The organism is Nitrosopumilus sp. b3 (assembly GCF_014078525.1).
In the GTDB taxonomy this organism is placed as follows: Archaea; Thermoproteota; Nitrososphaeria; order Nitrososphaerales; family Nitrosopumilaceae; genus Nitrosopumilus.
On record NZ_MU078696.1, the window covers coordinates 403811 to 418946 of the forward strand.

The following is a 15136-nucleotide window of genomic DNA, read 5'->3' on the forward strand; positions in this document are numbered from 1 at the left end:
AATGGAATTATTTGCAAGTATCCATTATTTCCTTGATAATCTCCTCAACTATGACTGCTTTGCTTTTTATAATTTTAGCAACATCTTCTCTTTCTTTGTCATCCATGTTTCTTCCCAACTGACAATAAGCAGTGGCAAAAGCAATTCCTTGTAGATCTCCCATGAAATACCCGTGGATGAAATTGTATGGATTTTCAACATTTTCAACTGCTTCTGCATTTTTTTCTAGATTGCATTTTAGTTAATGACAGAAACTAAAGTATCTGCAAACAAATTTTGAAAACCATTAAATGACAAATTTTAGCTATGCATATAAAAAAAGGAAGAAGAAGTTCTATTCTGTTCTAGGAAGTTTTCCGTTTTCATCAAACAAATTTTGAATTCCTGATGTGGAATTACCATGTGTTATGCTCAAACCTTTGTTAAACTCTATGACTTCTTTTTGTGAAACTGCAGCTTTCTTTTGGAATATTTTTGTTGCTTCAAAAGATGATTTTCCTTCCTTGAGAGCATCATTTTTGGCTTCTGCTGCTTGATTTGTGATCCTCTCTGTAAACAGGAATTGTTGCCAAAATATTCCTCTGACTGAACTGTCTACTTCTTGAATAAATTTGTAAAATACATTTCGTGGGCTGTGAGCCTCATTTCTCCTCTCAGATTCTTTCAAGTCGTTTTGCAGATCTTCTTTGGCAAGTTGTCTTTTCTCATCAATCTCTTGCTTCTCTTTGAGACTAGTTTCTCTTTTTACTTCATCATTTTTTTGTTTTTCAATCTCTTGCAGCATCTTTGAAAAAGGATCCAACTCTATTTTTTTACCAGTTATTTTTGGAGTTTTTGTCACTGGTTCCTGAATTTTCTTTGTCTTACTTTCTGTTACTTTGTATGTGATTTCTGCACTTGTGTATCTATTGTCTTTTTTTGCATAGACTGTAATGTCGTCTTCTCCAATTTCTACAGGAATAGGGGATGTTACTGAAAACTGACCTGTTGAATTAGTTGAGGTCTTGATTATTCCAGAAGGAAAGTACACACTGATCAAAACCTTGGAAACAGGTTCCTCATCCAAAGTCATTGTTTTTCCATGTACTATTGAATGTTGACCTTCTTCATACTCTGACAAACTACTGATAGTAAGCATGAAATCTTCTACTGCCCATGCAGGGTTTGCAAGAAAAAGTCCCATCATACATGATAGTAGTACTATAGAAGTTATTTTGTACATGCAATTGATTAGAAAAAATAAAGTTAATTCACAGTATTCAAAAAAATGATCAAGGGATTTGAAATTTCTAGAGTCGGATCGAGAATTGTATTAGAAAAATAGTGTATAGAATACTATTACTATTACTCACTAATTTGACATTAAAATGGAATGAATATTCTATACTGTATCTATATTTGAAACAAAATTAATTGAGTACATGCCAAATTCAATCTTGTATCATGAAATTCTAAATACATGTGTATCTTTGTGTAAAAGGGTTTTAATTATAAAAAAACTTACTAAGACATGTGAATCGAATTTTACTTTTTTTAGTATTGTTTACTAGTTTGGTTTCTTCTACTGCGATGGGCGATATAGATTCTCCAAGAAAACAAATGGCAAATGGAGTAACTTCAGAAGACGTAATGTGCAAAATTGGACTACAGTTAATGATAAGAAGCAATGGTGATGCAATATGTGTAAAATCATCTTCTATAGAAAAATGGGTTAGTTCGCAAAGGGCAGAAATTGTAGATTTACCCCTTCGAGATTTAAAAAATAACGATACTTCATCAGATAATGGACAAGTAGAAACTGACATTTCACCAGAAAAAATCCTTGTACAATCTGCACGTGATTCGTATGTTTTAGGTTCTACAATGACTTTTACAGGAGAATCCGAGCCAAATACAAGTCTTGAAGTTGAACTAGAAGATTCTGATGGGAATAAGGTTTACACAGATATTTTAGAGATTGATGATTCTGGAATAGTACAATTTGAAATAAAAACTGATGATTCTTTTACTCAGGGGGCATATTTTTTGATTTTAAAACATGGAGATGACTCTGAAATAGTACCTGTACAAATTGGAGAATCTGCAGGGGATATTGCAGCTGTTGTTGAAAAATTCCACTTTGATTATGACTCAAACGCTTCAATTGAAATTTTTGGACCCATTTCAGCAAAAATCTCCTTGACAGTTTATGACTCTCGTGACAATGTACGTTTTGAGGACAAAGTACTGCTTGACAAAAAAGGTCATGCTGAATATTTGCTAGATCTTTCAGGTTACAAAAGAGGAAATTACTATTTAGTGCTAAACTATGCTTCTGAAGAAACAATTGAGGAGTTTTCAGTAGGGTTGAGTAAAGGAATTACTCCTATTGATATCAAAATAGATGATAATTATTACAAAATTGGAGAGACAGTTCTTCTCACCGGAAAGTCTTCAGACAATACCACGATTCTGATAGAATTGATTGATCCTACTGGAGAAGTCATTGATAAAATTGAATATTACACTGATAATGATGGTAAATTTACATATCCATTAGAACTATCTCTTGGAAAACAAAATGGATTGTGGACAGTCAAGGTTAGTAATGCTGAAAGAATTTCTGAATTGACATTTGAGGTAGTAGGAAAAGAAAAAATTCTAACGGTACAACTGGACAAAGAAGAACCATATCTACAAGGAGAATTTGTAACTATTTCAGGAACAGGCATAGATTCAGAGTTTCAATCTGTAATTCAGATAACATCTACTAAGGCGTTTTTCGAATTAATCCCAGAGGTAACGAATGAGGGCACTTTTTCTGAAGTATGGCAGATTCCAGAAAACTTGGCACCTGGAACTTATACTGTAATAGTTAAGGATGATACCGAAGATGTTACGACTAACTTTCAAGTCATATACAAAATAGAATCATAAAGTTTGAAATCAGAAAATACTTCGTTCTGCTCAAAACAAAGTTTCACACTATAACAAATTAAATCTAAACATCATCATTTCTAAACGTGGTTTTTCTTTTTTCTCATAATCCCAAAAAAGAAACAAATCAGAATGCCTAACATGATTAATGATAAAAATAAATCAAAAGAATCATCATCAAATGTAAATAATTCTTGTATTGCTTCAGTTGTAAGATATATGGTAAACAATGAAAAAGCTAATGCGATGTATTTTAATTGAGAGACACCAGTTTTCCTATACGCAGAAACTGCCATGATTGTTAAAAATATTGATAGTCCTGCAATGGCAACAGTTACAGATCCTGCAATAACATCATCCTGTGTAACAACATCTGATGGATCATCAAATGGATTAAGGTAATCAATCTGTAGAAAAATATTTGATATTGCCGATAAATACGATTCAAACATTCTCTATCTTTGTTATTCCTGTTCAAATGCTGAAAAGACATCTACCATGTTGTTAATAATAGAGTTCCATGTGGTTGATTTGCATTTCCTAAGATTTTCTAGTACGTTTTCTCTGCTGGTGAGATGGTATAGGGTATATTTTCCAGAATACTCTGACTCTACAATGTTTAATTCCAATAATCTTTTCATGTGCCAACTAACAGTCGAAGATGACAATCCAACTCTTTTTGCTATGTCTTGATGCGTAGAAGGCTCATATTGAAGTAAACATAAAATGATACTTCGTGGAGATTCTAAATTAAATACGGAAAGTACTTTATCGCTTGATTCGTCAATGTGGTAATAATTTTTGTAAAACTTTGTTTTGACTGATTTGATTTTCCCTTCTTTTTCAAGAACATTAAGATGGTATTGAACTGTGCCCATTGAGAATCCTAGATTATTCTTAATTTTTCTTAGGTGGGAACTAGGATTGTTAATTATGAACTCTAAGATCTGTATCTGTGGAGATTCTAGCATTTTTCTTACAATCTTTATTCACAAAATCAAGAATTTAACCTATTCTGCAAACAATTACAGTTTTTTGACAAATTTTGTTTTCTCAGATCTATACTTGTATCATAGAATGTTTTAGGCAGTTGCTAGAAACTCTAGTGGCAGGTAGTTTTCTCATGACTGTTAGGCTGCTTGGTTCATCGATACTTGCCTATTTTTTTAGATTGATGTGAATAATTGCTCATGAAAATAGTTTCAAATTCAATCTTGTATCACAAACAAAGTATATTCAAATCACAAAAAAAGAACAATTGGCAGTTCGTAGATTCTTCGTCATTCCTATTGCCATCGTAATTAGTCTGTCCTTTACTTTCTACTTGTTAAATTCTGATGGTATGTCTGATGCAAATCTGTTTGGCTTTGATATGGACAAAGACGGAGTGCCTGATTCTTTTGATAACTGTCCAAGAAATACCAATTTTGACCAGACAGACTTTGATTCCGACAAATTGGGAGATGAATGTGATATTGATGATGATAATGACGGGATTTCTGATTCACTTGATCAGTTTGACACAGATCCTGAAGACTGGGCAGACTTTGACTTTGATGGGATAGGCTCATTCAAAGACACCGATGATGATAATGACGGGATTTTAGATGTGGTAGACTCTAGTCCTTTACCTATTTCAGAAAGCTTGGCAACAAAATACCTTCATGACATACGTGTATGTGCTGACATGGATAGCGGAACATCGCGTCTTGTGTGCTATTCTGCGTTTTTTGGCAAGATTGCAGAAAACGAGGAAAATAATTCTCATGCACTGGAACTTTCAATTGTGTTATCTAAGATTGGAACAATTGATGACTGTCACTTTGTTTCTCATGAAGTAGGGCATGTTGCATACGCTGAGAATCCAAATGTAATTGACAATCTAATTGGAATGGATGGGACAATGTGTAGGGGTGGATATTTTCATGGTGTTTTAGCTGCATATTTTCATGAAGTTCAAGAAAACAACAAAAAACTTCCGACAGACTACAAATCAATATGTGATGAACTGATAGGTTCTTCAAACTATCAAGACTGTGTGCATGGATTGGGACACGGTTTAGTGCATTTTTTTGGTGAAGATCTCACCTCTTCTTTGGATATGTGTCATGAAATGTCCTTTTATCAGGACAGGCTGTGTGTCAAAGGTGTGATGATGCAGTATACTGATAATGTTCTGACCAGACAAGGAATTACTCAAAATACGCTTTCAACTTTGTGTGATGAATCAAAATTGAGCTCTGTTGATTTTATGGAATGCAGCATGTCCGTTGGAACCACTCTTTCATTTTTTACCAATCATGATGTGGATGGAGGTACGGAATTTTGCAAATTAATCCCACATGAACAATCTCAAAATTATTGTCTTGAAGGGTTGAATCTGGAGATTCAAGATTCAGAAAAATATGAAACAGATCCTTTGACACTAGATGAAAGAGAAAAATTCCAACCACAATTTGTAAAAGGAACATCCAACGTAATTGACATTCAAAGTCCTGCATTAGTAACTGATTTTCACTTTATCCCTGAGGCAGGATTCATCTCATTTGTAATTGACCGGCCACAATATGTGGTAATGTATATTCCAAATGAGTATGTGACTTCAAAAATGGTAGTGACAGTTGGGGGAGAGATTCCTGATGAGCTAGATGCAAAGAGAAATGTTTTGGGAGAAGATATTTCCATGATAAGATTTGTCTCTGATAATTCGGGATTGGTAATGATTACTCCACTACCATGACAATAAAACAGAAAAATTAATTTTTGAAAAAATATTATTTGATAAAAAAATTAGAGGACTGCTAATCCTCATCTTCATAGTCTGATTCATAATCTATGTCATCATTATAGTCATCGTATTGATAACTCATAGTAAATGTGGGTTGGAATTCTTGAATTTAAACAAGATGAATGACTTATTCATGTAGTTTTTTATAATTTGAGATATCCAAATTGTGATTGATATGTTGGTGGCTAATTCCCAGACCGTTTACCTTACATGTAGTGGTACATCTAAAGGAATAGAAGAGCCAACACTTGATCAGAAACTAAAAACAAACATCCTATTTATCCAAACCATGATAATTCCTCTGATAGTAATTATTACTGCAATAGTATTATGGGATAAAAGAAAATGAAAACTAGGTCTTATTCTTGAGAGATAAAAAGAAAATTAGATTCTAAACAAATGTCCGACGACCATAATCTGATACATTATGTTAAAACCAATAACAAGACTAAAAATTCCAGCCACATATCTGAAAGTTTTTTGAAGAATTCCAATTTTATTTACAAAAACAAGAGGAATCCCCATAAGGCTTCCAACAAGTACCATTCCAATCATAGAACCTACACCAAATATTGCAATGAATCCCAAAAGCATTCCTACATCATCCCATGTCACGGCCGTCAGAACAACAAGACTTCCGCTTCCTGCAAGCCCATGAATCAATCCTATGAAGTATGATTTGTGAGTGTGATTATGGTCTGAGTCATCATGTTTGTGCTCATCAAAGTGTAGAGAGCCATCTGTGTGCTGATGAGGATGTTTGTGTCTGAATTTAATTTTTCTGTTGATGATTGTAGTTACTCCTAAAAATACAAGCATAATTCCAACTGCAAACTCTAATCCTGAGAATATCTGATCTTGTATTGTAATTGCAAGTGCATAGACTAAAAATCCAACTAACACCAGAGTTGTGGTGTGTCCTGCGCCCCAGAGCGCACCGAGGACAGAGGACTTTGTGAATGATTCTTTGAGTAAATGTCTTGTAGACTTTATTTTGAATTTTGATATCTGCGTGCTGACAGCAGCTATATGGTCTGGCTCAAATGCATGTTGCATTCCAACTGCCAATCCAAGCCCCATTACAAGGGCAGGTGTCAGCGTTCCAATCTCTCGAATAATTTCTTCTACTATGAGGTATCGTTATTTCTGAAATGTTCCATCTAATAAAATTTCCAATCAGGAGATTTTATACGAGTTAGTGCAAAATCTTCCGGCCTTTGTATTTTGGCTCACTCTTCGTTGGTAAAATGAGGATTCTACTACTTTTCACCTGATCAAACTTAGTGCAAAAATTAGGGGCGTGTATATATCCCCTAAAATCCCGTGCTCCCATCGGGATTTGAACCCGAGTCTTTGGCTTGAGAAGCCAAAATGCTTAACCGGACTACACTATAGGAGCTTGATGGAAATCTAATCCAATCTTAATTTAAAGGAAATGTTTTGACTTTGAATGAATTTGTAAAACTTTGTGAGTTGGTTCCTTTATAGAAAAAAGAATGGACTCTCAATTTATGGATATTGCCAAATTCATCCACGAAAATGATCTGACTAGTTTCCCTGTTGGTGTGGGCGGTTGTAGAGTATCTGGAATTAATAACAATTCATGTGATCATGATGTTTTTGTTTTTGATGAGAAATCAGGAAAAAAAATTCTAAAGTTTGAAGATGAATCAGTAATGCTTCATCATGGATCACTATCTGAATCAGAGTCCAAACAACTATTGCAATACGATGGAATGAAAATTATTCAAGATGAATCTTGGGAACTTCGTATGTTTTTATCCAAGATTTCTGAAAAACGTATTTTACTTTATCGTGATTTTGCAAAAAATTCTTTGATAGAGTCGCTATTTTGTTGTCAAAAAACTAAAGAATCTTTAAAATCCACTGATTCATTTGGTTCTTGCTGGCAAAAGTGTGCTGCATTTTATCTATCTGATGCTATTCTATCATTGAATTATCAGCGAATCAGTCCATCTCACATGCTTGAACTTTTACGAAAATTAGAAAAAACTCAAATCAATGAAAATATCTCAACTGTCACTCAAACTGTGGGGATTGAGAGGGCTACTCTCCCCTTACTTGAGAGGATGCTCAAATCAACTATGGGGTTTTCTGATTTAATTGAAAAAAATAACCATTCTCAAACTATTCAACAAAAATATGATTATTTTGTAACCAACTCCATGCTATCTGACTGTTATTTTTATTTGGGTTGGATTAACAAAGAAAATTTCACAAAAATTAAGGATAATCTAAATAGAGAACAAGATCTTATTCATATTCTCAAGGTAGCATTTGACGTAGAAGCTGATCTGAACTTAGTTGAGCAGCAAGCAAATAGTATTGAAAAATCATGCAATTCTATACTGGGCATTCTTTGAAGGCTGAATTTCTCATCACTTGTACTAACCTTTTAAAACAAGTAAGATTACTCACTAGTCATGGTAGATCAAGCATGCGGTTGCGAAGCTGATAGCGGCGACCCAGATTACTCATGCGATTGTGCTATGCAAGGTCATTGTATATGCAGCGCAGATTGCAAATGTTCAACAGACGTTTGTAAAGAAGCTGTCGGTAGTATGTAATTCGATAGTTTATCACAATTTTATTTTTATTTTTTTAATTATTCTTCCTCTTCCTCAAAGCCCCATGATTTTACTAGTTCTTTTTGGAATTTGTCGGCCTGCTTTTCATCTAATCCGAATCCGCAGTTTTTGTGTGTTGGAACAACTATCATGCCATCTAGTTTGAATTCTACTTCAAACAAGTGCACTTTGGAGCATTCACACATTTCTGGAATTACTGTAAATTTTCCTCTATATTTGCTTATTTGAATAACCTTTAACTATCCGTTTTGACAATTTTTTTCAGATTTGAAAGGATCATTGCTAATAATTCCAATTTTTACAGCTTTACTTTTAGGATCATTGTCTATTCCATCTGCATCTGCTCAATTCCAATCGGGAGGTGTGGATAAAGAAGGATCATGGTATGCCGGAGAAGGTCTCAAACAGGGGGATTTCTTTTCCTATTCTATGTGCCATGTGGATTACAAGGAATGCGCCCCTTTTGAAATGGATATTTGGATTAAAGGTGACAAGCAAGTCGGAAGTGAGACCAAGTGGTTGGCAGAAGTTGTCGTGTATGATGGCAGCAAAGTAATTGTTGGTGAATTGGAGCTTGGAAAAATTGCACCTGAACCAACTGGCGGTAGCATCGAACTTGGTGTATATCGTGGAGCTTTCAAATCTTCTGTAGTGTGGCTTTCTGCATTTGCAACTTCAGATTCTAGTTCTGGCGGTAAAGGTCCTAAAGAATTCAAAGCTGCATCATGGGGTAAGATTGGTAACATAGGTGGTGAGCAAGTACTTCCAAAGGCTATTGAAACAATCACAGTTCCTGCAGGTACATGGGAGACTGTTCAAATGTATTGGAAAACTGGTGGTACTGGCAGTAAAGTATGGATTGTAGATGGATTTCCATTTCCAATAAAAGCTAAAACATACACTCATGTTTCAGAAGGAATCCCTCCGACTGAATATGAATTCACGTTATTGGATTATAAAGAAAATGTACAACAAAGTCCATTTGAAGGAATACTTTCCACAGCTGATGAATTCCTAGATGCTGGTTGTGAAGTAGACTTTGAAAAATCAGTTAGTGTAAAGAAACCTACAAAGAATTTTGATTATCAAATTCACATTTTTTATGGTCCTGAAGATCCTGTAAAGGGATGTGAGATGCAATGGCTCATTAAATTCATTAGCAAATATGATGATACAGAATTTTTAAACCAGGTTCAATTTGATTTCTTAGTAGTTGATAATGATCTAAATCCACTACGTTCTTTGGCACAAGAAGAAGGTAAACAATTCTTGTATTCTCCTTCAGGACAATACATCCTTGATATGATTGTTAAAGAAAAACCTGGCACTGCAAATTATGTAGTATGGATTTATGGTTTAGCTCCTCAAGGAATTGTGCCATCTGGGGCTTCTGATTACCTGCAAGTTCCTGTTTTAATTTATGACTCAAAGGATGCAGGTCCACCTCAAAGCATTCCATCTTGGATTAAGAACAACGCAGGATGGTGGGCTGATGGCTCAATTGATGATAATTCATTTGTTCAGGGTATTCAATTCTTAATCAAAGAAGGAATCATGAAGATTCCACCAACCTCTCAGGGTTCAGGCGGTGCCTCAAACCAAATCCCTGATTGGATTAAGAACAACGCAGGATGGTGGGCTGATGGCTCAATTGATGATAATTCATTTGTTCAGGGTATTCAATTCTTAATCAAAGAAGGAATCATGAAGATTGAAAATCCTTAGGATGAGTCAAAAATCTTAGTGTTCTGAACCTGAACCATGGTATGGCCAGTGATTATTCAAGTTCTACATTCAAATTACAATATCTCCTTTCAAAAAACGAACTAAGATGGTAGGTCTTTTCAAACATCCAAAACGTCGTCTGAAAAAGTTGCTAAGAGACGGAGAATATGCTGAGGCCATAAAATTTGGAAAGAATCTGGAGTCTGAATATTCTGATGATCATGATTTTATGTTCATCATGGGCAGTGTTTATTTTATTGTAGAGGACGCAAAAAAGGCATTGCCGTATTTTGAAAAAGCATACGAACTGGATAACACTGATGTAGAAAATCTTACTCTGAAAACAAATGTTCATTTGGCATTAGAACAAAAAGATGAGGCTATTGATTGTTGTAGAAAAATTTTAAAAATACAACCAGATAATTCCGAAGCTGAACTACTTTTAGATGATTTGGAAAATCTATAATTTCTGAAATTATTTCTTTTTCATAGGATATGCATTTTCTAATAACCAATTACAAAATGCTGTAACGTTTTCATTAAATTCAGTCCATATGTGCACAGAGTGTGGGAGTATGTCTATCTTCCAATCGTCTGTAAATACTCTAACCCCTTCTTTGTTTTCATACATGTATGCATCTTCTGTCTGAATGTCTCCTAACATCTCCTTTGCTTTTTGTTTAATGATTTCTCTGTCTATTGGAAATCTCTTCAGATCATAATCTATGATTAAACTCAAATCTCTCTTCCCATACATTTCAAATTCTTCAATTCTTCCCTCTTTTGGGAAATTTACAATCAATTTGATATTATATTTTTTACCCACTTCTTTTCCAATCTCTACAATTCTTGCATATCCCATACCTGGATTTTTCTTTAATAGAAATCTGATTTGTGCCAAGTCTTTCTTTAATTGCTCTTGCAAATCTGTGACAATTTCTGAAAATATCATGCATCTTCTAGCCAAAATTCCTATTATAATCATTAATTTCTTCCAAGATTGGTTTTTTTAGAACTAGGGTTGATTCTGAGCATGGCAATGCCTATGGATTTTGATGGTATGCGAACTGATGATGCATCAGAGAGAACAGATAATGTTGATGAATATCGAAGAACCTGCATTGATTTCATAGAGGATATCTCTCATGATTATGAGGCATGGGTGGACTATTACAAATTGCCTGAAGATGAAGATAAACGAAGGCGTGCAGGCATTCGTGCAACAATTACTAGAACAAATGAATGGATTGCAAAGGTTGCCCAATCAATCAAGGCAGTTGATGTGGTAATGAATGACGGAATACAAAAGATGGCCGAATCCACTGCGGGAAAACCATTTCAAATTGGTGTCTTTGTAAATCAAAAATCAGGTTACACTGAAACAAGACCTGGTACAATTGATGTGAATGTTAAAGCCATTGGAAGAGAAGGAAGAAAAACAAAACTTGGTTTTCATTTTAAAGATGATCGATTTAGAATAGAATCTACATGTGATGCATACATTGATGAGACTGATTTGCCAACGCAAGAATCTGAATTCTTGGACATTCATCTTACACTACATGCTGAAAGTGCAAAGACTCGTGATGTGATTTCGTTTACAGTAACTGTTTGTGAAATTGAAAATGATGTTGAAATTGACAGAAGAGGAGTTTCAACAGTTGTTCATCTGGTATGATTTAACGTAAAATCTCATCTTCCATGTATTCGATAAACTTTCCAGTGTTTTCAAGTTTTATTGAATTGATTTTCTCCAAACTATCAAAGTCATTCATCTTTAGATATTGCTCAGATGCAGTGTACAGCACATCATCGATATAGAAAGTTCTTGCCTCTCCCATTCCATAGTATCTTGAATCTTCCTCTGAATGAGTGATTGTTCCTTTTGTGTTGATTCCATTAGATGAGTCAATTTCAAATACGTAGAAACCGCTCCACCTGTTGTATTCTGGCGCAAACATCTTGGATGAACTTTCATTGAGACTTTTTGCATCTCCGTTTACTGGAATTGATAGGACTCCTCTTGTCTTATCAAAGAAGAATGCCTTGTGGTTGAACAGTGCTTCTGAATGAGTGGAGCTATCTCCAATTACAATATCATCTGCTACAATTGGATTCTTTACGTCTTTTACATTGAATAATGCTATTTTGATGCCTAGTTGTTGAACTCTATTATTGTCAAGTTCTTTTGTGTCTCTGCCAATTCCAATAATGTGTTCTTCATCATATGGATGCAAATAATTTGAAAATCCTGGAATCTTGAGTTCGCCTAGAATCTTCGGAGTGTCAGTTGACAAATCAATTACAAAGAATGGATCGATTTGCTGGAATGTAACCAGGTATAGTCGGTCTCCAATAAATCTTGATGAGAAAATGCTCTCATCAGGTGCAATATCTTCCAAACCTCCAACTATGTTTAGATTCTCATCTAAGACATATACTGAATTTGAACGAATGGTGCCTTGATGCTGTATATGGTATTCTGTAGTAGTTGCAACTCTGAATCTATCCCCACTCTGATCCATTGAAAACTGATTAAGTAGTCGTCCTGGGACTGAACCTTTTGCAACATATTCTATTTTGTCCTCATTAATTGATACTTTGTGAATAATTGTCTTTTGTGTGTCTTGCTGTTTTTTTGTGTCGTACTCAATTAGAGCCTGCTTTATTTTTTCAAATAGTTTTTCTTTGCCGTCTTTGTTCATTGTGTTGTATGACTTTTGCATCAGTTCTGAAATCTTCATCCATTGTGATGATGAATTCAATGAAGAATCGCTTTTGATTGATTTTATTTCATCTTGAATATCTTTTGGTAATAGAGGAACAACTACATCAAAGAATCTATCACGTGATGAGTTTTCATAAAATCCAAATGGCATGTTTTGTTGGTAAGTCAAGTAAAAGTTATCCTCTGATACATAAAATGTTCCTGAATATCCCATGAGAAATGTCTCAGAATTAATTTTATCTCCAAAGATGTCAATTGCAATAAGTGTGCTAAAGTTTGAGAATTGCTCTACATTATCAAAGTAAAATGCCTCGGGTGTCATTATTCTAACAGAGTCTTCCATTATTACTGGAAGTCTTGGATACTGGTAATTGATGTGACTATTTGTTACAAAGTATGCATAGTCTCCAATCATTCTTGCATCTCTAAAGTGCCCATCAATAGAGTAATCCTTTAGGATTGTTGGATTTTCTTTATCAGATACATCTACAATTAATGCGTGTGTTACAGGTTCGTATGATCTTTGTGGAACAAAATCATATTGTGGAATTATCTGATCATCGCTTTGTCCGTTGTAAAATATTACTAGTCTGTCTCCGTTAAGGAACATATTTTGTATGTATTGTGATTCAATATCAAGAGCAATTTTGAGAATTAGTTTTGCAGATTCAGCAGGATACGCATCAATTATTGAAAGTGTGTTTCTTGATACAATATAGATATACTTTGAATCATTTTTGAGATAGTCTGGTTCGTCAACATTTGCAACTTGGACATTTGTTGTAGAGTACTCTGAGCCGCCAGATTCTGTTTTAACTGCTGGCTCTGCCTGTGGTGCAGATTCTGCTACTGCCATGTCTCCATCCATTACAGAAAAGCTTCTCAGCATTCTTTCATCAAAAATTTGACCATTAAAGACAGATGATGCTTCTAGAATTTTCTTTAATTCTTCTTGTGAAGATATTTTTTTGATATCTTGAGTTCCTTGAAAGTATTCTTCTAAAGTTTTATCAACATAGATTATCTCTGGCTCTGGAGTTTGAGTTACTTGAATATCTTGTTCAAAGTCAATAGAGTACATAATTCCAGATGTTATGGCTACTGAAACGATTATTGCAATTGGGATTGTTATTTTTGAATTCATTTTTTTCTCCTCACTATTTTCCGTATCTCGTTTTCTGAAATCTAGAATTTAGCGATTACTACTATTTTGTAGTTTGGGATAAAAGGTTTAGTGAAATTTGAATTTTACCAAACAACTTACATATTCAGGATTTGAAGTATGAACTCAAATGTCCTCTAAAATCCCTGATGATGATTTTACTGAAAAAATCAAAATTCTTGCAACTGATGACAAAAAAATAAAGATGTTCGGTGAACTGTTTACTAACGATTCTAGCCGCGAAATCCTTCAATTACTTTTCAATGAGGAGTTGACTGCAACTCAGATTTCTCAAAAGACTGAGATTTCACTCCAACTAGTAAAGTATCATCTCAACAAACTTCAAGATTTAGGTGTTGTAAAAATTTCAAAGATTGAAAAAAACTCAAAGTCTCAAGACATGAAAATCTACACTGCAACAAAATTCAGTATTGTGATTGTTCCCCCAAGTTTCTCAGAAAAAACCAAAGAAAGCAAGTTACTTGTCCGTTCCTTTAGACATATCTACAAAGTTGCAGGACTGGGAATTGCAACTGGGTTCTCTGCAATTTTTTCATTGACTCAACTGGAAGACAAAGTTCCATCAAGTATGATTTCAAGTAGAATTGCATCACCTGAGCTTTCCGCAAAAACTTCTGAATCTGTTGGAATGGATGAATCTGCAGAATCTATCGCTGCTGCACCAATGGTGGCAGAATCTGAATCACATATACAACTAGAAAGTGTCGAATCTCAGGATTATGTTCAGGAAAATTCGGATATTGTAGAGACTGTGATTGATTCTGATGTTAGCAATTTTGGAACAGAGTTATTTATTCCATTTGTGATTCTTACAGCAATACTGGGCGGCATCACTGTTTACTATTTGATAAAATATTTTAAAAATTAATTATCCAGAGTAACCTCGATTGTAACTCTTTTTTCTTTTGCTCTTTCTTCTCCGGGATACTTTAATTCTGAAATCTTTTGGCTATACTCTTCATCTGTCACTAACTTTGCTTTCCCAGAAAAAGTCATATCGTTATACTGTATTTTTACTTCTGAATTTGCCAGTGCGTTTTTGAACCAGTCTCCGTCCGGTCGGTGTCTTGAAAAATATATTTTGCCATTATGATTTACTGCTCTGAGCATTACTGAATGTGGGTTGCCTGTCTTTCTTCCCTTTGTAATTAGGACTGGTCTGAATAATTTCTCCTTTATCTCCACGC

17 protein-coding genes and 1 tRNA gene are annotated in these 15136 nt (G+C 34.6%); 8 read left to right on the plus strand and 10 right to left on the minus strand.

Annotated elements, in window-relative coordinates:
- Positions 1 to 7: 7 nt before the first annotated feature.
- The gene (locus C6990_RS08520) at positions 8 to 163 is read right to left on the minus strand and encodes a hypothetical protein (protein WP_182130334.1); all 156 of its coding nucleotides are present in this window, start codon (positions 161 to 163) and stop codon (positions 8 to 10) included.
- Positions 164 to 334: 171 nt separating this feature from the next.
- A complete protein-coding gene (locus C6990_RS08525) occupies positions 335 to 1186 on the minus strand; it encodes a hypothetical protein (protein ID WP_182130336.1) in 852 nt (283 codons plus the stop codon).
- A gap of 326 nt (positions 1187 to 1512) precedes the next feature.
- On the opposite strand from C6990_RS08525, the gene C6990_RS08530 reads away from it, so the two are divergent.
- Positions 1513 to 2916: a hypothetical protein gene (locus C6990_RS08530; RefSeq protein ID WP_182130338.1), complete on the plus strand. Its 1404-nt coding sequence runs from the start codon at positions 1513 to 1515 to the stop codon at positions 2914 to 2916.
- An 80-nt stretch (positions 2917 to 2996) separates the two neighbouring features.
- Here C6990_RS08530 and C6990_RS08535 read toward each other — a convergent pair whose 3' ends face one another.
- Positions 2997 to 3368, minus strand: coding sequence for a hypothetical protein (locus tag C6990_RS08535; RefSeq protein WP_182130340.1), 372 nt, complete (start codon positions 3366 to 3368; stop codon positions 2997 to 2999).
- A 12-nt stretch (positions 3369 to 3380) separates the two neighbouring features.
- Complete coding sequence (locus C6990_RS08540; RefSeq protein ID WP_182130342.1) at positions 3381 to 3887, minus strand: winged helix-turn-helix transcriptional regulator; 507 nt, start codon at positions 3885 to 3887, stop codon at positions 3381 to 3383.
- Between the two features lie 287 nt (positions 3888 to 4174).
- Here C6990_RS08540 and C6990_RS08545 point away from each other — a divergent pair, with 287 nt between their 5' ends.
- Positions 4175 to 5656, plus strand: coding sequence for a thrombospondin type 3 repeat-containing protein (locus C6990_RS08545; RefSeq protein WP_255465350.1), 1482 nt, complete (start codon positions 4175 to 4177; stop codon positions 5654 to 5656).
- A gap of 223 nt (positions 5657 to 5879) precedes the next feature.
- Positions 5880 to 6053 carry a hypothetical protein gene (locus C6990_RS08550; protein ID WP_182130344.1) on the plus strand — a complete coding sequence of 58 codons (174 nt, stop codon included), beginning with the start codon at positions 5880 to 5882 and terminating at the stop codon, positions 6051 to 6053.
- Positions 6054 to 6088: 35 nt separating this feature from the next.
- Here the strand turns inward: C6990_RS08550 and C6990_RS08555 are convergent, their stop codons facing one another.
- Positions 6089 to 6784 (minus strand): high frequency lysogenization protein HflD, encoded by a 696-nt coding sequence (locus C6990_RS08555; RefSeq protein ID WP_182130346.1) that lies wholly within the window; start codon positions 6782 to 6784, stop codon positions 6089 to 6091.
- Positions 6785 to 7028: 244 nt separating this feature from the next.
- Positions 7029 to 7103: transfer RNA gene (locus tag C6990_RS08560), tRNA-Glu, on the minus strand.
- A gap of 112 nt (positions 7104 to 7215) precedes the next feature.
- On the opposite strand from C6990_RS08560, the gene C6990_RS08565 reads away from it, so the two are divergent.
- Positions 7216 to 8088, plus strand: coding sequence for a hypothetical protein (locus C6990_RS08565; RefSeq protein WP_182130348.1), 873 nt, complete (start codon positions 7216 to 7218; stop codon positions 8086 to 8088).
- Positions 8089 to 8330: 242 nt separating this feature from the next.
- Here C6990_RS08565 and C6990_RS08570 read toward each other — a convergent pair whose 3' ends face one another.
- Positions 8331 to 8474: a hypothetical protein gene (locus C6990_RS08570; protein ID WP_182130722.1), complete on the minus strand. Its 144-nt coding sequence runs from the start codon at positions 8472 to 8474 to the stop codon at positions 8331 to 8333.
- 106 nt (positions 8475 to 8580) lie between these two features.
- On the opposite strand from C6990_RS08570, the gene C6990_RS08575 reads away from it, so the two are divergent.
- Positions 8581 to 10038, plus strand: coding sequence for a peptidase (locus C6990_RS08575; RefSeq protein WP_182130350.1), 1458 nt, complete (start codon positions 8581 to 8583; stop codon positions 10036 to 10038).
- A 106-nt stretch (positions 10039 to 10144) separates the two neighbouring features.
- Positions 10145 to 10504, plus strand: coding sequence for a tetratricopeptide repeat protein (locus C6990_RS08580; protein WP_182130351.1), 360 nt, complete (start codon positions 10145 to 10147; stop codon positions 10502 to 10504).
- A gap of 9 nt (positions 10505 to 10513) precedes the next feature.
- On the opposite strand, the gene C6990_RS08585 is transcribed toward C6990_RS08580, so the two are convergent.
- Entirely contained in the window at positions 10514 to 10990 is a 477-nt protein-coding gene (locus C6990_RS08585; RefSeq protein WP_182130689.1) for a hypothetical protein, read from the minus strand.
- Between the two features lie 81 nt (positions 10991 to 11071).
- On the opposite strand from C6990_RS08585, the gene C6990_RS08590 reads away from it, so the two are divergent.
- On the plus strand, positions 11072 to 11716 hold the full coding sequence (locus tag C6990_RS08590; protein WP_182130353.1) for a hypothetical protein: 645 nt from the start codon (positions 11072 to 11074) through the stop codon (positions 11714 to 11716).
- A 1-nt stretch (position 11717) separates the two neighbouring features.
- Here C6990_RS08590 and C6990_RS08595 read toward each other — a convergent pair whose 3' ends face one another.
- On the minus strand, positions 11718 to 13910 hold the full coding sequence (locus tag C6990_RS08595) for a beta-propeller domain-containing protein (RefSeq protein ID WP_182130355.1): 2193 nt from the start codon (positions 13908 to 13910) through the stop codon (positions 11718 to 11720).
- 148 nt (positions 13911 to 14058) lie between these two features.
- Between C6990_RS08595 and C6990_RS08600 the strand changes: the two genes are divergently transcribed.
- On the plus strand, positions 14059 to 14817 hold the full coding sequence (locus C6990_RS08600; RefSeq protein WP_182130357.1) for an ArsR/SmtB family transcription factor: 759 nt from the start codon (positions 14059 to 14061) through the stop codon (positions 14815 to 14817).
- On the opposite strand, the gene C6990_RS08605 is transcribed toward C6990_RS08600, so the two are convergent.
- Positions 14814 to 15134 carry a nitroreductase/quinone reductase family protein gene (locus tag C6990_RS08605; protein WP_182130359.1) on the minus strand — a complete coding sequence of 107 codons (321 nt, stop codon included), beginning with the start codon at positions 15132 to 15134 and terminating at the stop codon, positions 14814 to 14816. The genes C6990_RS08600 and C6990_RS08605 overlap by 4 nt on opposite strands.
- Positions 15135 to 15136: the final 2 nt, after the last annotated feature.